Source organism: Rhodococcus opacus B4 (assembly GCF_000010805.1).
Classification (GTDB): domain Bacteria; phylum Actinomycetota; class Actinomycetes; order Mycobacteriales; family Mycobacteriaceae; genus Rhodococcus_F; species Rhodococcus_F opacus_C.
On sequence record NC_012522.1, the window covers coordinates 4208442 to 4229067 of the forward strand.

At 68.9% G+C, this 20626-nt stretch carries 23 protein-coding genes; 12 read left to right on the forward strand and 11 right to left on the reverse strand.

What is annotated here, in order from left to right; all coding sequences use genetic code 11:
- The first annotated feature begins 11 nt into the window (after positions 1-11).
- Genes ROP_RS19270 through ROP_RS19280 form a run of 3 tightly spaced genes read left to right on the forward strand, consistent with a single transcriptional unit; the run spans position 12 to position 2701 of the window.
- Positions 12-992: a DUF4328 domain-containing protein gene (locus tag ROP_RS19270; protein WP_012691086.1), complete on the forward strand. Its 981-nt coding sequence runs from the start codon at positions 12-14 to the stop codon at positions 990-992.
- A complete protein-coding gene (locus ROP_RS19275) occupies positions 989-1753 on the forward strand; it encodes a glycerophosphodiester phosphodiesterase family protein (RefSeq protein ID WP_012691087.1) in 765 nt (254 codons plus the stop codon). Before ROP_RS19270 ends, ROP_RS19275 begins: the two co-directional genes overlap by 4 nt.
- A 33-nt stretch (positions 1754-1786) precedes the next feature.
- Positions 1787-2701 carry a DUF5926 family protein gene (locus tag ROP_RS19280; RefSeq protein ID WP_012691088.1) on the forward strand — a complete coding sequence of 305 codons (915 nt, stop codon included), beginning with the start codon at positions 1787-1789 and terminating at the stop codon, positions 2699-2701.
- A gap of 68 nt (positions 2702-2769) precedes the next feature.
- On the opposite strand, the gene ROP_RS19285 is transcribed toward ROP_RS19280, so the two are convergent.
- Positions 2770-3315: a ferritin gene (locus ROP_RS19285; protein WP_012691089.1), complete on the reverse strand. Its 546-nt coding sequence runs from the start codon at positions 3313-3315 to the stop codon at positions 2770-2772.
- A 229-nt stretch (positions 3316-3544) separates the two neighbouring features.
- Here ROP_RS19285 and ROP_RS19290 point away from each other — a divergent pair, with 229 nt between their 5' ends.
- Positions 3545-4735: a lipase family protein gene (locus tag ROP_RS19290; RefSeq protein WP_012691090.1), complete on the forward strand. Its 1191-nt coding sequence runs from the start codon at positions 3545-3547 to the stop codon at positions 4733-4735.
- Positions 4736-4744: 9 nt separating this feature from the next.
- On the opposite strand, the gene ROP_RS19295 is transcribed toward ROP_RS19290, so the two are convergent.
- The 4 genes from ROP_RS19295 to ROP_RS19315 all read right to left on the reverse strand — a co-directional run bounded on the left by ROP_RS19295 (position 4745) and on the right by ROP_RS19315 (position 8425).
- On the reverse strand, positions 4745-5296 hold the full coding sequence (locus tag ROP_RS19295) for a ferritin (protein WP_012691091.1): 552 nt from the start codon (positions 5294-5296) through the stop codon (positions 4745-4747).
- Positions 5297-5319: 23 nt separating this feature from the next.
- Positions 5320-6540 carry an LCP family protein gene (locus tag ROP_RS19300; protein WP_012691092.1) on the reverse strand — a complete coding sequence of 407 codons (1221 nt, stop codon included), beginning with the start codon at positions 6538-6540 and terminating at the stop codon, positions 5320-5322.
- Between the two features lie 264 nt (positions 6541-6804).
- Positions 6805-7623: a CPBP family intramembrane glutamic endopeptidase gene (locus ROP_RS19310; RefSeq protein ID WP_043826684.1), complete on the reverse strand. Its 819-nt coding sequence runs from the start codon at positions 7621-7623 to the stop codon at positions 6805-6807.
- A 37-nt stretch (positions 7624-7660) separates the two neighbouring features.
- Positions 7661-8425: a DUF2470 domain-containing protein gene (locus tag ROP_RS19315; RefSeq protein ID WP_012691094.1), complete on the reverse strand. Its 765-nt coding sequence runs from the start codon at positions 8423-8425 to the stop codon at positions 7661-7663.
- Between the two features lie 115 nt (positions 8426-8540).
- Here ROP_RS19315 and ROP_RS19320 point away from each other — a divergent pair, with 115 nt between their 5' ends.
- From ROP_RS19320 to ROP_RS19335, 4 genes are all read left to right on the forward strand, one after another.
- Positions 8541-9233, forward strand: a complete 693-nt coding sequence (locus ROP_RS19320; protein WP_043824986.1) for a hypothetical protein — start codon at positions 8541-8543, stop codon at positions 9231-9233.
- 37 nt (positions 9234-9270) lie between these two features.
- On the forward strand, positions 9271-10206 hold the full coding sequence (gene pheA, locus ROP_RS19325) for a prephenate dehydratase (protein ID WP_012691096.1): 936 nt from the start codon (positions 9271-9273) through the stop codon (positions 10204-10206).
- On the forward strand, positions 10203-10874 hold the full coding sequence (locus ROP_RS19330; protein ID WP_012691097.1) for a histidine phosphatase family protein: 672 nt from the start codon (positions 10203-10205) through the stop codon (positions 10872-10874). Before pheA ends, ROP_RS19330 begins: the two co-directional genes overlap by 4 nt.
- 82 nt (positions 10875-10956) lie before the next feature.
- Complete coding sequence (locus tag ROP_RS19335; RefSeq protein ID WP_043824990.1) at positions 10957-12360, forward strand: lipase maturation factor family protein; 1404 nt, start codon at positions 10957-10959, stop codon at positions 12358-12360.
- Between the two features lies 1 nt (position 12361).
- Here ROP_RS19335 and ROP_RS19340 read toward each other — a convergent pair whose 3' ends face one another.
- From ROP_RS19340 to ROP_RS19360, 5 genes are all read right to left on the reverse strand, one after another.
- Positions 12362-13156, reverse strand: coding sequence for an ESX secretion-associated protein EspG (locus ROP_RS19340; RefSeq protein ID WP_012691099.1), 795 nt, complete (start codon positions 13154-13156; stop codon positions 12362-12364).
- Complete coding sequence (locus ROP_RS19345) at positions 13153-14346, reverse strand: PPE family protein (protein ID WP_012691100.1); 1194 nt, start codon at positions 14344-14346, stop codon at positions 13153-13155. The genes ROP_RS19340 and ROP_RS19345 overlap by 4 nt, the downstream gene beginning before the upstream one ends.
- 34 nt (positions 14347-14380) lie before the next feature.
- Entirely contained in the window at positions 14381-14686 is a 306-nt protein-coding gene (locus tag ROP_RS19350) for a PE family protein (protein WP_012691101.1), read from the reverse strand.
- A gap of 150 nt (positions 14687-14836) precedes the next feature.
- Complete coding sequence (locus tag ROP_RS19355) at positions 14837-15187, reverse strand: metallopeptidase family protein (protein WP_012691102.1); 351 nt, start codon at positions 15185-15187, stop codon at positions 14837-14839.
- 1 nt (position 15188) lies between these two features.
- Positions 15189-16295, reverse strand: coding sequence for a septum formation family protein (locus tag ROP_RS19360; protein WP_012691103.1), 1107 nt, complete (start codon positions 16293-16295; stop codon positions 15189-15191).
- Between the two features lie 81 nt (positions 16296-16376).
- Here ROP_RS19360 and ROP_RS19365 point away from each other — a divergent pair, with 81 nt between their 5' ends.
- The 4 genes from ROP_RS19365 to bfr all read left to right on the forward strand — a co-directional run bounded on the left by ROP_RS19365 (position 16377) and on the right by bfr (position 18935).
- Positions 16377-16796, forward strand: coding sequence for an ankyrin repeat domain-containing protein (locus tag ROP_RS19365; protein WP_012691104.1), 420 nt, complete (start codon positions 16377-16379; stop codon positions 16794-16796).
- Between the two features lie 33 nt (positions 16797-16829).
- Entirely contained in the window at positions 16830-18086 is a 1257-nt protein-coding gene (serS, locus tag ROP_RS19370; RefSeq protein ID WP_012691105.1) for a serine--tRNA ligase, read from the forward strand.
- A 90-nt stretch (positions 18087-18176) separates the two neighbouring features.
- Positions 18177-18359, forward strand: a complete 183-nt coding sequence (locus ROP_RS19375; RefSeq protein ID WP_012691106.1) for a (2Fe-2S)-binding protein — start codon at positions 18177-18179, stop codon at positions 18357-18359.
- Positions 18360-18449: 90 nt separating this feature from the next.
- Complete coding sequence (gene bfr, locus ROP_RS19380; RefSeq protein WP_012691107.1) at positions 18450-18935, forward strand: bacterioferritin; 486 nt, start codon at positions 18450-18452, stop codon at positions 18933-18935.
- A gap of 60 nt (positions 18936-18995) precedes the next feature.
- On the opposite strand, the gene ROP_RS19385 is transcribed toward bfr, so the two are convergent.
- On the reverse strand, positions 18996-20543 hold the full coding sequence (locus ROP_RS19385) for a Rieske 2Fe-2S domain-containing protein (protein WP_012691108.1): 1548 nt from the start codon (positions 20541-20543) through the stop codon (positions 18996-18998).
- Positions 20544-20626 lie beyond the last annotated feature (83 nt).

Consider the following 20626-nt stretch of genomic DNA (forward strand, 5'->3'; position numbering starts at 1 on the left):
GTGCGGAGGGCATGAGCGTCGTCGTTCAGGTGTGCGCGCGGTGCGCCGCCCGGTGGCCGGTCCTCGGCTCCCCGGCGCAGTGGTGCCCGCGCTGCCACGGTGTGCTGCTCGCCCCCGTCCGGAGCGACCAGCACCAGCCGCCCGCGAACCGGGGATTCCGCTGGATCGCGCGGCCCCCGCTGCAACGCAGCGGTCTCGCGGCCGAGCCGTCGCCGCAGAGCCCCACCCCGCACTACACCGAGATCCCCCGCTGGGGACTCCACGATCACGTCGAAGCCCGGTCCGCGCGCCGCGACTGGCCGGAACTGCTCGCAGGCAAGGCCGCGCTCTTCCTCACCGTCACGGCGGGCCTGTACGCATTCGGAGTGCTCGCCGAACTGGGCCGGTACGCAGTCCTTCTCCGCAACCGGACCCGGCTGATCGACCCCACCGTGCTCGCCGTATCCGACATCGCGGTATTCCTCGGCCAGGCCGGCGGGATGCTCTTCGCGTTGCTGTCGGGCATCGCCGGGGTGTGCTGGCTGCTGCGAATGCGTCGCCGCACGTTCGCCCGGGCGAAGAAATCCGACCCCCGCACACCCACCGAGGTCGTCGTCGGGTGCGCGGTGCCGGGCCTGAACCTGGTGATGCCGGGAGTCTTCCTGCTCGAGGTGATCCGCCGCGACCCCCGCGCGGTCCTGCTGGTCCGCGCCTGGTGGAGTCTGTGGGTCTTCGGCGCCGTGCTCGTCGTCTTCAACTGGTTCTGGCGGTCCAGGCCGGGACTGCAGGCCATGGCGGACGGCGTTCTGCTGGCCGCATTCACGGCGCTGGTCGCGTCGGCGACCGCCCTGCTCGCGCTGATGGTTCTGCGGCGGCTCGAGGGCCGGACGCTGAAGGGCGCGAAGGAGCCCGTCACCCGCTGGGTGATCGCCACCGATCCGCCGCGGAACGATGTGGAGAAACCCGCCGAGAAGACGTCCGGGAACGCCGACCGGGAAGCCGTCGCGTTGTGAGCCCCGATCGGCGGGGGCCCCTCGTGGTGGCCCACCGAGGCGCATCCGCGGCCATGCCGGAACACACGCTCGCCGCCTACGAACTGGCACTGGAGGAAGGTGCGGACGGACTCGAGTGCGACGTGCGGCTCACCCGGGACGGCCACCTCGTGTGCGTCCACGACCGCACTGTCGACCGGACGTCCACCGGCACCGGCGTCGTCAGCGAGATGACGCGCGAGGAACTGGCGGAGTTCAACTACGGCACCGAAGAGGAACCCGCCGAACTCCTCGAGCTGAGCGCGCTGATCGCGCTCACCCTGGACTGGACGGCGCGCCCGGTGAAACTCTTCATCGAAACCAAGCACCCCGTGCGCTTCGGCGGACTGGTCGAAAGCAAGGTCCTCGCCGAACTGCAACGGTTCGGCATCGCCGCACCCCCGTCCGCCGACCACTCCCGCGCCGTCGTGATGTCGTTCTCCGCCGGAGCGGTGTGGCGGATCCGCCGGTCGGCGCCGATGCTCCCGACCGTGCTGCTCGGCGAATCCGCCCGGTACCTCGGCGGGGGAGCCGCGACCACCGTCGGCGCCACCGCGGTCGGTCCCTCGGTGAAGACGCTGCACGAACACCCGGACATCGTCGACAAGGCCGCCGCCGCCGGACGGGCCACGTACTGCTGGACCGTCGACAACCGCAGCGACGTCGAACTGTGCCGTGAACTCGGGGTCAGCTGGGTGGCCACCAACCACCCCGGGCGCACCAAGAAATGGCTGGCGTCCTGACCGTTCCGGCGTCGGCGTGTAGGTTTTGGCGTCGTGGCAAAGAAGAGCAAGAGAAACAGTGGTCCGAAGCCCGGTAGTGCCCGCGCCGAGAAGCTCGCGCAGCGGCAGGCGGAACGGGAGAGCGCCGCGGCGGCCGTGACCCGGCCGTTCGAAGGCCTCGCCGCCGAATGCGATCTGGTGGCGCTGCGCGAGTTCGTCCCGTCGGCGACCGCCCCGCTTCCCGTCAAGGATTCGTCCCGCGCGGTGACCCTCGCGACCGTGCTGCCCGGGGCCGTCGCGGCGCTGGTCCGCGACGAGGGGGACAGTGCCACCGGGTTCGTCGGTGTGCAGGTCCAGGCGCATTCCGCCGACCTCGGCGCCGATCTCGCCGCGTCCGTCGCCTGGGTCCGTGACGCCGCCGCCGGCGAATCGCTGGCCTCCGCCAACCCGGGATCCGAGACCCCGGCACTGGCCGACGTGATCGACGCGGACGCACCGCTCGACATCACCGTGCACCAGGATTTCAACTGGTGGATTCCCGAAGGGGTGGAGCCGGCCCCCGAGGTCGCGACCACCGTGCAGCACGCGAATGCGGCGATCATGCCGTCCGCGCGAGTCGAGGCCGAGGGCGTCGTCGCCGCGTGGTGGGTCGACGCGGGCGAGAAGGCACACATCCGGTGGGTGCGCCCGGAGAACGAGGACGATCTGATGCTGGCCCTGGCGCGCGTGCACGCGACCGGTGGCCTGCACCTCGGTGAGGGTTCGCGCTACGCCGGGTCGTTCCGGACCCACGGGCTGCTGGTCCCGGTGTTCGACCTGGACCGCGAGAAGCATGCGAACGAATGGGCTGCCGCCACCGTCGAACTCGGTCAGCGACTGGCCGAGGCCCTCGCCGTCGACGCGCCCCTCACCACCGAGGAGCGGCGCGCCCGCGACGGACTGCGCGGCCGGCAGGTCACGCTGCGATAGGCGCTTCGCGCCCGTGCGCCTTTTTGGTAGCTGGAACAACCAGAAAGGCGCACAGGCGGCGGAGCCGCCTAGATGGAACCGCCGGCGGCGTGCGGTGCGCCGGACGTGTCTGCGGGGCCGCTCATCTCGCGTGCGACGAACTCCTCGAGGTCGAACAGATTGCTGCCCGCGCGGTCGGCGATGGTCAGCAGCGTCGTCATGCTGGCGACCTCCTCGACCTGTTCCTTGAGGAACCACTGCATGAACTGCTCGCCGAGGTAGTCGCCCTCCTCGCGGGCGGTGCTCGCCAGCTGCACGATCTGCTCGGTGACCGTCTTCTCCTGGGTCAGGGCGAGTGCGATCGGCTCGCGGGCGTTCTCGAACTGGCCCTTCGCCGCGTCGACACCCGACAGCTCCACCGAGATGTCGCGGTCGAGGAAGTACTGGACGATCATCATGGCGTGGTTGCGCTCTTCGACGGACTGCTTGTAGAAGTGCTTGGCCAACTGCGGCAGGTCCGCATTGTCGAAATAGACGGCAGTCGCAGCGTACTGATGTGACGCGTTGAATTCGTTACGAATCTGGTCGTGAAGCAGAGCGTGGAATTTCGTCTTGTGCGCATCAGTAGAAGTCATGAAGCGATAATATCGCTGGTCAGAGCGCATTGTCATCCAAGCTGAGCCTTATTGAACGAAGCATTCCCAAAGTAAAGTCAACCTAATTTCGGGACCATTCCGGTGACGTTTTCCTAACCTGAGCTGGCGCCCGGTTCCCGAAGGGAACGGCGCAATCCGCGTCGGAGGGCTCGTATCCGCGTATAAAATTCACAGCGATCTGACGACGCGGCCCGGAGGGGCGGACCCAATGTTGAGACGTTCCGGTACGTGGATTGCGCTGTTTCTCGGTGCCCTTTTCCTGGGGGCGACGATTCCGGCTCCCGCGCAGGCCGACCCGCTGTATCCGTGGCCGGACCCCGACCCCTTCTATGCGGCCCCCGCCGACCTTGGGGCGCTGAACCCCGGCGACGTCGTGCGGACGCGGCGGATCGACACCTGGATGTACGCGAACTCCGACGGGTGGCAGATCGCGTTCCGGTCGACCAACTCTGCGGGGCATCCGATCCTGGCGGTGACCACGGTGCTGCTTCCCCGTGGTGTCGCGAATCCGCCGCTCGTGTCGTATCAGGCGATCGTGAATTCGCTCGGCACCAAATGTGCGCCGTCGCGCTCGTTGTTCAATCTGGAATTGCAGGAGTCGCCGGGACTGTATCTGGGTCTGCAGCGCGGCTGGGCCGTGTCGGTGCCCGATCACCTCGGCCCGACGGGCGCTTACGGAGCGGCGAAGCTCGGCGGGATGATCACCCTCGACAGCGTCCGGGCGGTACAGCGGGTGGCCGAATTGGGATTGTCGCAAAGCCCGGTGGCGCTCGCCGGCTATTCCGGGGGCGGCATGGCCAGCGCGTGGGCGGCGGCCCTGGCGCCGAGTTACGCACCGGAGCTGAAGATCGACGCGGTGGTGGCCGGCGGGATTCCGGCGGACCTCGAGCAGATGGCACTGGGACTGGGGTTCAACCCGCATCCGGGGTTCGGGCTCGCGTTCGCCGCCGCGATCGGCCTGGAGCGCGAATATCCGGACCAGTTGCCGATCGCGTCGCAGCTGAACGATACCGGGCTGTGGTTGCGCGAGTGGATGTCGAACGAATGCCGACGGTTCCTGCTGTTCCACGGCGCCTTCCGCAGCGCGGGACAGCTGGCCGCGTCCACCAGCCTCATGGCGAGTTCGGGCGCGCATCAGGTGTTGCGCGAGAACAGCCTGCGGTACTTCGAGGGCGTCCCGACCGCGCCTCTCTACCTGTGGCACGGCACGCTCGACGGGCTGACACCGTTCGATTCGGTCGCCGAGACCGCACACCGCTACTGCGCTGCCGGCGCCAGACTGACGTTCGTCCCGTACGAGATATCCGAGCACATGACGACGGCAGTGGTGGGCTTTCCGGACGCGTATGAATACGTGGCCGCGCGATTCCGCGGCGAACCGGCGCCCACCCGCTGCTGACCCGTCAGGTCAGACGCCGCCGCCCGCGATCTTCGGCGCACCCTGCCGGACGGGCGAGTTGCCGCTCATCTCGCGAGCGATGAAATCCTCGATGTCGAACAGGTTGTCGCCGGCGCGATCGACGATCGTCAGCAGCGTATGCATGTCCGCGACCTCCTCGACCTGTTCCTCGAGGAACCACTGCATGAACCGCTCGCCGAGGTAGTCGCCGCTGTCGCGAGCCGTGCGGGCGAGCGTGGTGATCTGCTCCGTGACCGCGTGCTCCTGTTCCACCGCCAGTTCGACGGGAGTGCGCACCGAATCGAACTCGGTGACCACGTCGTCGATGCCGGGGACCTTCACCTCGAGGTTGTTGTCGATCAGGTACTGGATCATCATCAGCGCGTGGCCGCGCTCCTCGGCGGCCTGAGAATAGAACCGGCGGGCCAGTTGCGGGAGATCGTGCGAGTCGAAATAGACGGCCACCGCGATGTACTGCTGGGATGCGGTGAACTCGTTGCGGATCTGCTGCAGCAGAAGGGCGTGGAACTCGGTGGGGGTCTTGGTCGCCGGTTGAGACATGGGTGTCAGTTTACGGGCGTCGGTCACGGTCCGGTGGTGACAAGTTCGGCCGGGACCTGACGGTCGTTGGCGAGGGCGTCGAAGAACTGGGACGCCCGGTCGTGATCCCAGAGCAATACGTTCCCGGCGCCGTCGACGTCCTCGAAACCACCGACGGGGACGGTCGTCGTGACCATGTCTCCGCGCACCGCCCAGGCGAGTGCGGCGAGATTCCAGATGTGGTCGCTCTCGTCGACGCGTAACGAAGCTGCGGTGTCGGTGACGAGCGGCCAGACGCGGAACGGGTTGAGCCACGTCGCGGGACTGGTCGCCTTCGACATCAACGCCGCCATGAACATCCGCTGATGGTTCATCCGGTCGATGTCGGCGAGCGCGGTCGCGCGGCTGCGGACGAAGCCGAGCGCCTGCGCCCCCGACAGTTCCTGGCAGCCGGGCGCGAGGTTGATCCCCGCGAGCGGGTCGTCGATGGCGGTGTCCAGGCACATGTCGACGCCACCGATCGCGTCGACGATGCCGGCGAAACCGCCGAACCCGATCTCCGCGTAGTGATCGATGTGCAGACCGGAGGCCTCCTCGACCGTCTGGGTCAGCAGTTGCGGACCACCGAACGCGAACGACGCGTTGATCTTGTCCTCGCCGTAGCCGGGGATCGACACGTACGAGTCGCGCGGAATGCTCACCATCGTCGCCGGGCCGCCGCCGCTGGGGACGTGCACCACGATGATGGTGTCGGTGCGGTCGGGGCCGCTGTTGCCGCCGGTCGACAGTTGCTGTTCCTGCTCGGGGGTCAGCCCGGTGCGGCTGTCCGAACCGACGAGCAGCCAGTTCGTGCCGGGGGTGTCGCCGATCCGGCCGGGGTAGTCGGCCAGCGCGTCGATCCGGTTCAGCGAACTGTCGAGGTAGTAGGTCATGCCCGCGAGCGCCAGGACCAGCACCAGGAACAGGATGCCGATGCGGCGACCCCAGTGCCGTGGCCGCCGGGGCCTGCGCTGTTGCGGCGGCTCCGGGGCCCGCGACGGTGCGGGCGGCGGGGGTGGTGGAGGTGGTGGAGGTGTGCGCGGGGGACGCCGGTCGGGCACTCGTTGCGGCGGTGGCGGGACGTCGCGGTACGGCTGCGGGGTCTGGGTGGGCGCGTAGCCGCGCGGACCCTGCGGCGGCGCCGAGCGGGACAGCTGCGGCTCGGGGGCCTGCGACCACGCCTGCTGGGGCGGCGGCGGGGCGCCGCGACCGTCGCGGCGGATCACCTGAGTGCCCTCCTGCGGCGGCGCGGGCGGGCCCTGGCGGGGCGCGGGGTGTCGCGGGCGGGGCGCAGGAGGCCCCTGGGGCGGCGGGCCCTGCGGCGGAACCCGCCGCGTCTGCGGGGGAACTCGCTGGTCAGGGGGTGGCATTCGGCGGTTCGGGGGCGGCGGCACCGGCTGACCGCCCTGCGTCCGCCGGGGCGGACGGGGCGGCAGCGGAGGGTAGGGGGCGTCGCCGGTCACCCGCACGACTTTACTGGTCCGGCCGGATTACGGAATCCAGCCGACGTGCCCGCGCAGGGCGGCATAACCGACGAACGCGACCGAATCGATGGTGGCGTGCGCGATCACGAGAGGCCACAACCGCCCGGTCTTCTGCCAGTACCGGCCGAACACCAGACCCATCGCGACGTTGCCCAGCCCGCCTCCGAATCCCTGGTAGAGGTGGTACGTCCCGCGCAGTAGCGCCGACGCCAGCAGCGAAGAATTCTCGCTCCACCCGAGTTGCCGCAGCCGCGTGATCAGATACGCCACGACGAGCACTTCCTCCGCGCCGGAGTTCGCGATCGCCCACAGGATCAGGGCGGGCAGGCGCCACCAGTGGTCGCCGATCGTGCTGGGGACGACGGTGAGGTTGGCGCCGATTGCGCGGGCCAGCAGGTAGAAGCCCAGCCCGGGCAGGCCGATGAGCGCGGCGAGCCCGGCACCCTGCGTCGCGTCGGGGCGCCAGCGGAACCGGCCGAGCCCGACGTCGCGCGGGCGGAGACCGCTCCGCCACAGGAGATACAGCCCCAGGGCGGCCCACGAGAGGAGTTTGACGACGCCGAGCAGTTGCCGGGCGACGTCGATGATCTGGTTCTCGGCGCGGGAGACGTTGAGGGCGACGGCCTGGTCGGCCAGGTTGCCCGGGGTCAGCAGCGATTCGGTCAGCGACAGCAGCCCCGACAGCCCGCTCGTCCCGAACGTGACGAGCAGGACGATCGTGATCTCGATCCACAGCGCCCGGCGCTCGGTGCCGGTGGCCACCGGGGCGGCCGGTTCGGGTGAGGCCGGCTGCAGCCAGGAGGCGAGCGTTGCGCGCGAGATCACGCCGCACACGCTAGCGTGCGGCGAACCGGAAGGCCGGTCAGCCGCGCGCGCGGAGTCCGTTCACGAACGGGCATCCCACCAGCAGCCGGATCGCCCTGCTCAGGGCGACGGCGTCGTCGACGGGCGCGGAGAACGGCATCCAGATGTCGCGATCGCCGTGATCGTTCTCGACGCGCAGCCGCAGTCCGTAGCGGTCGATACCCAGCGGGCGGACGCGTCCGCGCCGCATGTGGGGCGGCAGTTTGCGGGACAGCATGTCGATGAGGTCGCGGTGGTCTTCGTCGAGGTGCTGGAGCCAGGCGGTTTCCATCTCCCAGAACGGGTCGGGCCGGGCGGCGAGCAGATCGTCGAGGGCGACGGGTTCGGCGCCGCTCGAATCGGCGACGACCGCCGATTCCAGGTGGAGTTGCAGCAGCGTCGCATCGTGTCCGACGTCGAGAAGTCCGGGGTGCGGGAATTCGGAGGCCACCTCGTCGGCCAGCGTCCGGGTGTGCGCCTCGCACAGCGCGTGGAGGGTGCCGCGCAGCCAGACGAGCGACCGCACGGGCTCGCGCAACGGGAGCGGGGAGTTGTCGGTGAGTTCCAGCACCGCGGGGATGCCGCCGCCACCCGCGAGCCAGGACAGCGTGGCGGCCGCCGAATCCGTGGGGACCGCGACGACGACGTCGCCGCTGGACCGCAGGTGGTGCACGGACGTGACGGTCGGTGCGCTGCCTTCGACGGCGAGTACCGCGTCCTGGGTCCGTGCGCACGAGCTACGCACACGCTCGGCGGTGGACGGACCGGTGGTCGTGACGGGCATGGAGCCTCCTTCAGGGTTCCGCGATACTGAGGTAACCCTAACCTAATGTGACGGAGTCGGCGATGGCAAGACCCCGAAACGATTCCGGTCCACGACGCGGGCATACGGTGGGACGGTGGCCATACCTCTCTCCCTCGGTGTCCCGCGCTCCCGCGGACCGCAGTCGTTGCTCGCGGATCTGCTCAGCGGGACCGGGGACACGAGCCCGGCCGCCGGTGGCGCATTCGGACCGCGGGTGGTCGCGGCGTCCGCGCTGCTCGACGCCGTCGGCACCGACGCCGGCCGCGTGATCGTGGGACTCGACGTCGACCCGGCCGTCCTCCGCACCAGCGAGCAGGCCTCCTACGAGGCGGTCCGCTTCCACCTCGACTGCCCGGCGGGCCAGCTCGGCGACGCGGTCGCCCTGCGGCTGCCGTCCCCGCTCGCGGTGTTCGTCACCGCGGACGGCAGCGACGACGCCGGCCTGGCCGAGACGGCGCAGCAACTCGCGGACGCGGGCCGCATCCCGGGACTCGCGAGCGGGCACTCCATCGGCGAGGTCGCCGACTTCCTCGCCGTCCTCGCGCACGCCGATGTCGGATACGTGGCGCGCGCCCGTGACACCGCCGAGGTGCTCGCGCTGCTGTCGGGGACGGTCGCGTCCCTCCGCGGAGACGACGTGCGGGCGGCGCTCGCGACCCCGGATCCGACGAGACTCACCTCGCTGATCCCCGAGGCCGCGGAGGCCGTCCGCGAGGTGCTGCTCGGAGTCGAGGTCGCCGACCCGGTGCTCGTCGCCCGTGAGCTGGCGGACGCGGGTCTGCGGTAAAACATTCACCGTCAATGCGCCGGACCGTCAACGCTCGGTGCGTAATCTCGTAGTCGTGCCAAAGATCGCGTATTTCGGACCCTCGGGAACCTTCACAGAGATGGCGCTCGCCCAGCTCGAGGCCGCGGGTGCCTTCGACGGGCCCGTCGAGCGGGTGGCCGCGACGAGCCCGCCCGCCACCCTGGCGATGGTGCGCGCCGGCGTCGTCGACGGTGCCGTCGTTCCCATCGAGAGTTCCGTCGAGGGCGCCGTGGTGCCCACCCTCGACTCGCTCGCGCTCGGCGAGCGCCTGCAGATCGTGGCCGAGACCGAACTCGACGTGGCGTTCACGATCCTCGGCCGGGAGGGCGTCGAGAGGCTCGACCAGGTGCGCACCGTGCGGGCCTACCCGGTGGCGGCCGGGCAGGTGCGAATCTGGCTGGAGGAGAACTGTCCCGGAGCCCAACTCCAGACGGCGTCCTCCAACGCCGGTGCGGCCGAGGACGTGGCGAACGGCCTCGCCGACGCCGCCGTGTCGACCGCCCTCGCCGGCGAACGGCTCGGGCTGCGCAGCCTCGCAGACGGGGTGGCCGACGAGAAGAGCGCCCGCACGCGATTCGTTCTCGTCACCGCGCCCACCCGGGTACCCGCACGCACCGGCGGCGATCGCACCTCCGCCGTCCTCGAACCCCACAACACCCCCGGCTCCCTCGTCGGTGTGCTCTCCGAGTTCGCGACGCGCGGAATCGATCTCATCCGCATCGAATCACGTCCGGTGCGCAGCACCCCCGGCCTGTACCGCTTCTTCGTCGACTGCATCGGGCACATCGACGACCCGCTCGTGGACGAGGCGTTCCGTGCGCTGCACCGGAAGTCGCACGTGCGGTTCCTCGGGTCCTGGCCCGCCGCGAACCCGAGCGGCCCGCCCCCGCCGTCCGACGGAGACGCGGCGGACTGGATCGAACGAATCCGTCAGGGAGAGAGGGAATCGTGAGCGGCAAGCTGATCCTGGTCCGGCACGGGCAGACCGAGGCGAACGTCGAGCGTAGGCTCGACACGAGGCTGCCCGGCGCCCGGCTGACACCCGAAGGACTCTCCCAGGCGGAGCGGCTCGGTAACGACCTCGCCGTGCGGGCGACGACGGCCGCCCTCGTGTCCTCGCAGGCACTGCGCGCCCGGCAGACGGCGCGGTTCGTGGAACTGGCGTCGGGCATCGCCGTCCAGGTGCGGGAAGGCCTGCACGAGGCGCAGGCCGGTGAACTCGAGGACCGCAGCGACGAGGAGTCGCACAAGCTGTTCATGAAGACGTTCCACCTGTGGCACACCGGCGAACTGGACGCCCGCGTTCCCGGCGGGGAATCCGCCCACGACATCCTCGACCGGTACGTCCCGGTCGTGGACTCCCTGCGCGAGCAGTACCTCGACGACCCGGCGGCGTCGGGCGACGTCGTGCTGGTCAGCCACGGCGCCGCCATCCGCCTCGTGGCAGCACAACTCGCCGGGGTGCCGGGGCTGTTCGCCGCCAACAACCATCTGGCCAACACCCAGTCGGTGGAGTTGACCCCGCTCGCGGGCGGCGGCTGGGAGTGCGTGCGCTGGGGAACCGTGGAGCCGCCGTTCGAGCACCGGGTGATCCCCGGCGCCGACGACCCGATGGGATGACACCACCACCCGATCGCCGCCGGTCGGCGTCGTTGCGCGCACCCCGGGGTTGCGCGACGATGGAGGAAACCGTCCTCGAGGAGTGACGGCGGTGGATTGGTTCGTTGGCGAAAACTATTCGCTCGGTCGACTGCTCGTCACCGAGGGGCTCGCCGCGATCTACCTCGTCGCGTTCCTCGCTGCGAGAAACCAGTTCAGGCCGCTCGTGGGCAGCACCGGGATGCTGCCCATCCCGAAGTTTGTCCGCGCCGTCCCGTTCACGCGTTCGCCGAGTATCTTCCACCTGCACTACTCGGACAGGTTCTTCGAAGGCATCTGCTGGACCGGCGCCGGACTGTCCCTCGCCGCGCTGCTCGGTCTGACGCAGGTCGTCCCGCTCGCCGTGTGCATGCTCGTGTGGTTCGCCCTGTGGGTGCTGTACCTGTCGATCGTCAACGTCTCCCAGCTCTGGTACAGCTTCGGCTGGGAGTCGCTGCTGCTCGAGGCGGGTTTCCTCGCGATCTTCCTGGGCAACGCGTCGGTCGGGCCGCCGGTCCTGGTGCTGCTGATGCTGCGGTGGTTGCTGTTCCGGCTCGAATTCGGGGCCGGGCTGATCAAGATGCGCGGCGACCGCTGCTGGAAGAACCTCACGTGCCTGTACTACCACCACGAAACCCAGCCCATGCCCGGGCCGTTCAGCTGGTACTTCCACCGGTTGCCGAAACCGCTGCACCGGGTCGAGGTGCTCGGCAACCACTTCGCTCAACTGGTGGTGCCGTTCGGGCTGTTCGCGCCGCAACCGGTCGCGGCGATTGCGGCGGCGGTCATGATCGTCACCCAGCTGTGGCTGGTGGCGAGCGGCAACTTCTCGTGGCTGAACTGGACGACGATCGTGCTGGGTCTGTCCGTCATCCCGGACAGCGTGTACGAGACGGTGCTGCCCGTCGACGTCCCGGCGGGCAGCACCTCGGTGCCCGTTCCGTTCGCCGCGCTGGTGATCGCGGTGACCGCGCTCGTCGTCGTGTTGAGCTACTGGCCCGTTCGCAACCTGATCTCGCACGGACAGCGGATGAATGCGTCGTTCAACAAGTGGCACTTCGTCAACACGTACGGCGCGTTCGGAAGCATCACCCGGGTGCGGTACGAGGTGATCGTGGAGGGCACCTCCGACGCCCATGTCGGCCTGCATTCCGAGTGGAAGGAGTACGGCTTCAAGGGGAAACCGGGTGACGTCAACCGGCGGCCGCGTCAGTTCGCGCCGTATCACCTGCGGCTCGACTGGTTGCTCTGGTTCACGGCGATCTCGCCCGGGTACGCCGAACCGTGGTTCCGGGGTTTCGTCGAGCGGCTGCTGCGCAACGATCGGGACACCCTGAAGTTGTTGCAGTACAACCCGTTCCCGGATCAGCCGCCGAAACACGTGCGGGCGCGCATGTACCGGTACGAATTCACCACCTGGAAGGAGCGCCGCGAGACCGGCGCGTGGTGGAAGCGGCAACCGGTGTAGGTCAGCGGAGCCGGTCGGCCAGCGACTCCAGCGCCTGCCGCAGGCGCTGCGGGGTGCCGGGACTGAGCGACGACCATGCCACCCCGTGCGCGGACACGCTGGACGTGCCGACGATGCGGCCCGCACGTGTGTCGAACACCGTGACGGGTCCGCCGACCGGATCGTATTGCCCGTCGCCGTAGACGATTCCGACGATCTCGGCGTACGTGGTGCAGCCGGCCATGGCGTTGCCCAGGGCGGTCGCGTCGACCGCGGGTACGCCGAGCGCGGCGAGCGCGCCCGCGAGCGACTTGCCGTCCCCGCCCTGATCGAAGGCCTCGCCGAGTTGGACCGTGGGTGCGTTGACGACGCCGACGTGCAACGGTTCGACCGCTCCCAGCGCGCCGATCACGGGCGCGAAGATGTCGGCGCCCGCGTCCTGGACGACGAACTCGTCGCCGGCCCGCAGGGCCAGCACCGAGAGGGTCTCGCCCTGGGACACGCACAGTCTCGAGATGCTGCCGTCGACGTACCAGCGCAGGGCGATCTCCCACAGCGGCCGGGCGAGAATCCGCAGGTGGTCGGCGAGTTCGGGGTGGACCCCACCGCCCGGGAGCAGATCCCGGGCGGCGAGGGTGCCAGCGGCGCCGCGGAACGCAGTGTCCCTGGCGTCGTAGGTGTCGTACCGCGGGGCGGCGTCGAGCACGACCGGCAGCACGTCGAGCGCGAGTGTGTCGACGAGGTAATCCATTTCGTCGAGGCTCAGGGTCACCGCCGGCAGGGTCGGCACACAGGGCTGGGTGCCCAGGTCGATCACCGTCCGGACTCCCGATGGTCGGGGTTCGCGCCGATGACGGAGGGGATGACCGTGCGCCCGTCCGAGAAGTGCTCGAAGTTCTTCAGGTAGTCGGGGGTCTCCCGCTCGTCGTCGTCCTGTGCACCGGCCGCGCCGGCCCCGCGCCCGACCGTCATCGGTCCGCTGCCGGTGCCTCCCCGCGCCGCCGCGGCCGGGTTCACGTCGGCCCGAACGTCTCCGATCACCCCGCCGGATGCGGCCGCCGGTGCGCCGGGCCGTGCCCCCTGACCGCCGTCGGTCCTGCCCCAGCCCTCGGGCAGCGTCGCCCCGCCGGCCGCGCCGGCGCCGATGCCCCCGACGGAGGTGCGGGCTGCCGCGGCACTGGTCGCCGCGGACCCGCCGCCGTACGAGCCGCCGGAGAGAATCGGCGCCCCGCCCATCATCGGAGTGGCGCCGCCGGTGACCGCGGACAACGCCGCCCCGCCGATGTTGCTCGCCGCCGACGTGGCAGTGGAGACGGTGGTGCCCGCGATGCTGCCGACCTGTGACGCGGCCGTGGTGACGGCCGGGTTCTGGCCGGCGGCCATCAGAGCGGCCGCGGCCGCGCGCGTCGGATCGAAGTCACCGTCGGACGGGATCTCGTCGAAACTCCCGACCTCCTTCGAATCGGCCTTGGTGACGATCCGAGGGGGCTGCCGGTACGCGCGTTTCAGCGCCAGGATGTTCGATGCGGCCTCGTACCCCTCCATCACCAGTCCCGCGCGGATGTCCATCGCACGGTCCGCGGCCTCCGCGGCCGCGGCGGTGCCGTTGAGCGCACCACCGGTCGTGTACGCGGTGGCCTTCGCGGTCTTCACGGCGACGATCTCGGGAAGGCTCGGCATGATGAGCGCGGCGGTGGTGTACGCGCCCGCCTCGAGGCCCGCCTTCGCGGCCGTGTCCGCGGCGAGTTCCGCACATTCGGCCGTCCACACCGTGAACGGCGTGATCTTCGCGAGGGCCGCGACCGCGGACACACCCTGCCAGCCGGCCGCGAGTTCGGCCATCACGCGGACCAGCGTGAGGTTGGCGTCGACGAAGCTGGTGGACAGCGCCGTCCACGCCGCGCTCGCCACGCTCAGCGGCACCGGTCCCGCGCCCGCGACGAGGGTGGTCGAGTTGACGGTCGCCCCTCGGGGCAACCAGATGACACCTGTCAGTCCCATGGTCATGTCTGATCTCCTGGTGGTTTCGAGGCGCCGGCCGTCACATGCCCGCAGCGAGGGTCGCGCCGAGCGCGACGTCCTCGGCGACATACAGCGCGGCCTGGGTGCGGAGCGTGTTCGCGGTCTCGCGCAACTCGAGGATGCCCTGCGCGACAGCGGGCGTGAACGTATTGGCGACCGTGTTGAAGTAACCGGCCGCGTGCAGCGAGACCTCCTCGCTCCCGGAGGGGAGCACACGGATGGCCGCGGAGTTGAGGGCGACCGCCGCCTCGAGACGCGCGGCGAGCGCGTCGAGTTCCACGGCGGCGGCGACGAGAGCTTCAGGTGCGACGTGCAGATCCGGCATGAGCGTCGAACTCCTTCTTGACCTAGGCAGGCGGAAGGCAGTTGCCCCCCGGCAAACGAACTGCATGTGCAGCTGTCCCTACACAGTTGGACGCCGCACCGCGCTCTTCGGTTCCCCCCGATCCCGGGAAATTCTTCCCGGGAAAACCGTTCATCCCCAGCCGAGCTCGTGCAAGCGATCTTCTTCTATCCCGAAGTAGTGCGCAACCTCGTGTATCACGGTGACGGCCACCTCGTGGACGACTTCCTCCTCCGAACTGCAGATTTCGAGGAGGGCGTCACGATAGACGGTAATCGTATCGGGCAGTGATCCGCCGTAATGACTGTCCCGTTCCGTCAGGGCGATGCCGTGATACAGGCCCAGGAGATACGGGTCCTCGTCGTTGCGGTCGTCGACCAGGACGACGACGTTGTCGATCGCGGCCGCGAGCTGGGGTGGGATCAGATCGAGTGCGTCGCCCACCAATTCCTCGAATCGGCCGGGCGTCATGCTCACCGCCACATCAGTTCCCGGGGGGTGGGGCCGCGCCGGGGAGCGGCGTCGGCATGGACCTGCCCTCCGGGACCGGCGGCGGAGGCACGGGCGCGGCGCCGTTGATGAGGATCTCGCCCTTCGCCGAACCGGTGATGGTCGAGAAGCCGCCTGCGTCGGTCTCCTTGCCCACCGAGCAGTTCACCCGCCTGCTGCCCGCGAGCCAGCTGTCGAGTTCCAGATTGTCCCAGAACAGCGTGAGCGTCTTGTTCCGCAGCGCGTCCGCGGAACCGAGGTATTCGTTGGCGGCCTGCGTGCACACGCCTTCGAGATACTTGTCCTGATCCTCGACGGACGGCATCGACGACGGGAACTGCGTGGCCAGGTCGACCACGGAGATCACTTCGAAGGCATGGGGTTGCGCGCAGTCGACGGGATCGGTCGGCACGTTCTGATTGATCCCGATGCAGGTGCCCGGATCCCAGATGTTGGATTGGTCCTGCTCGGCCACCTTCCCGGCGAACGGCAGCAAAGTTCCTGCCGTGCTCGAGAATTGGAGGCCGCACCGCAGGGTGCGTTCGCCCGCCGCCCAACCGGACTCGCTGGGGAACATCAGGCCCACACTGAACTTGCCGTACGGGTCGAACTTCGCGCCGAGATACGTGTCGACGGCAGGCACGCAGTGCTCGTCCCGCAGTGCGGCGAACCGCAGCGCACCCGGGTAACGCGAACCCGGACCGAACTCGGCGCCCGGATACACGCTGAGATCCAGCGGCGCCGCCACCTCGAACCGGTGCTCGTCCGCGCAGTCGACCTTCGCGACGTCCTTCCGGTCTTCCTGAGGGTCGTTCGACGGCGTCCAGTCGAGGCAGTCGCCCGCCGTCGCCGAAGAGAACGCGTCGCCCTCCACCGAACCCGTCGCCTGCGGTCCGGCACCCGTCGAGTGCGCGGGGAGGTTCTCGCTGCGGTTGAAACCGCCGGCGATCGCGAACGTGGCGATCGCCGCCACCACGGCACCGACCGCGACGGCCGCGAGTGCGCGACGCGTCGTGGTCGCGGACATGCTGCGGGGAGCCTTCTCCGGTTGCCCGGCATTCTCCGGCTGGGGGTCGGCACCGTTCGACTGATCTGAGGACATCGATTTCCATAATGCCCGTTCCGATCGAGGAAGCAGAACAACTCCCGCAATCGGCTCGAACCTGGCGTAACTTCGACCACCATGAGCGAAGACTCACAGCGGTCCGCCGAACCGGTGGATCCCGAACTGCAGGAACTCGCCGGACGCGTGTTCGACACGGCACGATCCGGCGACGCCGTGTCCCTCGCCACGTTTCTCGACGCGGGCGTCCCGGTGAACCTCGCCAATCAGAACGGCGACACGCTGGTGATGCTGGCCGCGTACCACGGTCACGCCGAGGCCGTTCAGGTCCTGATCGACCGTGGGGCCGACGTCGACCGGCTCAACGACAAGGGGCAGTCTCCGCTGGCAGGGGCGCTGTTCAAGGGCGAGGACGCCGTGGTCCGAGCCCTCGTCGCCGGTGGTGCCGACGCCACCGCGGGCCATCCGACCGCCGTCGACGCCGCCCGGATGTTCGGCCGCGACGACCTTCTGAACCTGCTGGAACCGAAACCGGAGTGAGCTGCTCCGCGGCGCCCGGTAGGGTCTGAAGCCGTGATTGACCTGAAGTTCCTCCGCGAGAACCCCGACGCCGTCCGCGAATCGCAGCGCACCCGTGGCGAAGATCCCGCCCTGGTCGACGCGTTGCTCGAGGCCGACGCGTCCCGTCGCGCCGCCGTTCTCGCCGGCGACAACCTGCGTGCCGAGCAGAAGGCGTTCGGCAAGAAGGTCGGGCAGGCGTCCCCGGAGGAGCGCCCGGCGCTGCTCGAGGGATCCAAGGAACTCGCGGCCAAGGTGAAGCAGGCCGAGGCCGGCCAGCACGAGGCGCAGGCCGCGCTCGACGCCGCACACCGGGCGATCTCCAACATCGTCCAGGACGGCGCCCCCGCCGGCGGTGAGGACGACTTCATCACCCTCGAGACGGTCGGGGAGATCCCCGCATTCGACTTCGAACCCAAGGACCACCTCGAGCTGGGTGAGTCGCTGGGGCTGATCGACATGGAGCGCGGCGCGAAGGTGTCAGGCGCCCGCTTCTACTTCCTCACCGGCTTCGGTGCCATGCTGCAGCTGGGAATGCTGCAGCTCGCCGCACAGAAGGCGATGGCCAACGGTTTCCAGATGATGATCCCGCCGGTGCTGGTGCGCCCGGAGATCATGGCGGGAACCGGGTTCCTCGGCGCCCACTCGGACGAGATCTACCACCTCGCCGACGACGACCTCTACCTCGTCGGCACGTCCGAGGTCCCGCTGGCCGGGTACCACTCCGGGGAGATCCTCGACCTCGCCGACGGCCCCAAGCGGTACGCCGGCTGGTCGACGTGCTTCCGCCGCGAGGCAGGCAGCTACGGCAAGGACACCCGCGGCATCATCCGCGTCCACCAGTTCGACAAGGTGGAGATGTTCACCTACTGCAAGCCCGAGGACGCCGACGCCGAGCACCAGCGCCTCCTCGCGTGGGAGCGCGACATGCTCGCCGCCATCGACGTGCCGTACCGCGTGATCGACGTGGCCGGCGGCGACCTGGGATCGTCGGCGGCCCGCAAGTTCGACTGCGAGGCGTGGGTGCCGACGCAGCAGGCGTACCGGGAGCTCACGTCGACGTCCAACTGCACGACGTTCCAGGCGCGTCGCCTCGGGGTGCGGTACCGCGACGAGAACGGGAAGCCGCAGACGGCCGCGACCCTCAACGGCACCCTCGCCACTACCCGGTGGATCGTCGCCATCCTGGAGAACCACCAGCAGTCCGACGGCACAGTGCGGGTGCCCGAGGCGCTCGTGCCGTTCGTCGGGACGGATGTTCTGAAACCGTGATGCGCCTCCCCGAAGTTTTGGGAAGGCTACCCTTGCGCGAAAACGAAAATGATGTAACCCTTACCTAATCTAGTTGGTAAGGAGCTCCACATGTTCGTGTGCATCTGCAAGGCCGTGACCGAAGACGAAGTGCACGAGCACTGCGCCGCCGGGGCTGACAGCGCGGATGCGATCGGTGAGCGTTGCGGCGCCGGATGGGGATGTGGAACCTGCGTCGATCGGTTGAAGGAGATTCTGGGCGAGCGGACGGTCGTCGGCAGCACGGCCGCGTGACGCAACTGCAGCACAACTGAATCCCGCGATTCGCCTCACAGTGGTATCGCCAGTGGTACGTTCGCCTCAACCGGGGCGAACGGAGAAGTCATGCGTGGCGACGACGAGATCATTGCTCTTCTCAACGAACAGTTGACCAGTGAGCTGACCGCGATCAATCAGTACTTCCTGCACTCGAAGATGCAAGCCAACTGGGGTTTCACCAAACTTGCGGGCAAGACTCGGGCGGAGTCCATCGAGGAAATGATGCACGCCGAGATCCTCACCGACCGAATCCTCTTCCTCGAAGCGCTTCCGAACTATCAGAAGTTGCTGCCGCTGCGCATCGGGCAGGACCTGCGCGAGCAGTTCCACTCCGACCTCTCCATCGAAGTCGAGGTCGTCGAGCGCCTGCGTCCCGGCATCCAGATGTGCCGCGAGAAGGGCGATGCCACGTCGGCGAAGCTGCTCGAGGGGATCCTCAAGGAAGAAGAGGATCACATCGACTACCTCGAGACGCAGATCGAGCTGATGGACAAGATGGGCGACCAGCTCTACATGGCCCAGCTCGTCGATCAGCCGCCGACCGTCGTTTAGCCCGGGTGAACGTACCTTTCGACGCCTCGGTGGCGCCGAAAGGTACATCCGCCGCGGCGCTCAGAGCTTGCTGGACCGCAGTTCGTGTCCCTTGGACGTCTTGCAGCGCCCCGACTCGAGGTCCCACTGCCAGCCGTGCAGGTTGCACGTGAGGTTGGTGCCGTCGACGACACCGAACTTCGACAGGTCCGCCTTCAGGTGCGGGCAGCGACGCTGGATCTCGTAGCCACCGAGTTCGATCGACGCGGAGTCGTCGTGGGCCTCGGCGAACCAGCCGTCGGCGTACGCGATGCGCTCGTCGGTGAGGCACTTGAAGAACGTGTAGAGGAACTCGTTGTACCCGCCGACGCGCCACGCCTCGAAGCGGGTGGACAGGAAGATGGTGTTCACCCAGTCGGGCTCGTCGTCGCGCAGCACCGTGCGCACCAGTTCGGGGGCGATGCGGAAGCCGTACCGGTATTTGCCGTCCTTCTCGCCGCGCGGGCGGACAGTGCGCGCCGGGAAGTCGAGGACGACGGTCTCGTCGCCCATCACCAGGCCGACGGGGTAGCCGATGCCGTCGCAGATCAGGTCGGACTGCTTCATGATCGGCTCGAACTTCGCCTTCAGCGCCTCGAGCAGCGGTTCGCCCTCGGCGGGCGCCCAGGTGGCCTTCTCAGCGGCCAGGACCGGCGCCATCCGCTGCGCCATGTCCTCGATGTACGCGGCCTTGTCGGAGAAGATCTCGTCGACCTCGGCGTCCGGGATCGGGTGGGTGAGCGTCAGCTCGCCGCCCTTCAGGTCGGCCGTCGACCCCGGAATCATGAGGATGCCGCCGTCGTTGCCGTGGATCCGCATCTGCTCGAGGAACGTGATCTGGTCGGGAAAGATGTTGCCCTCGTCGCCCCGGTCGTCGTTGAGGTAGCGCAGCGCGTCGTCGAGGAACACCGGCGGTCCGGCGGACGGCACCACCCACGTGGCCGCGACCTGCTCGATGTAGCTGCGGCAGCGGTCCATGCCGCGCTGACGCTTCTGCTTGCCGAAGTTGGCCTTCGTCTTGGTCGGAATGTCGTAGACCATCGGGTACCAGATGGCCCCCGAGTACTGCAGCAGGTGGATGTCGATCTTGCCGAACGCGTCGTGCAGGACGTCCATGTCGACGGGCCGGGCGTCGTTCATGTTGAAACAGGTGGTCTCGCCGTCGGACACCACGAGACCCGAGTCGCCGATCGGACCGTCGGCGGGGGCGCGCAGCGCGATGATCATGATGTCCAGGTCGCCCTTGGGACCTGACACGGTGTGCTTGACCGAGTCCTCGGTCTCGAAGAACTTGTGGAATCCCAGCGCTTCGAGTTCGCGCCGGAGGTCCGGCACCGGATAGTCGGGGAGCAGCACCGTCGCGTCCTTGTCGACGTGCTTGGCGAGGTTCTCCGGGTCGAAGTGGTCCTTGTGCAGGTGCGACACGTACAGGTAGTCGCACTTGCCGAGAGCGTCCCAGTCGAGCTGGGTGTTGTCCGGGAACGGGAACCAGGACCCGAAGTAGGCGGGGTTGACCCAGGGGTCGCACAGGATCGAGCCTGCCTCGGTCTGGATGTGGAATCCGGCGTGTCCGACGCTGGTGACCTGCACTGGTATGCCTCCTGGGAGCTGAGCGACTGTTCCAGGGTAGGCGTTCCCCCCAGGTGAGTGACAATGCGCGCTCCAGCACACCG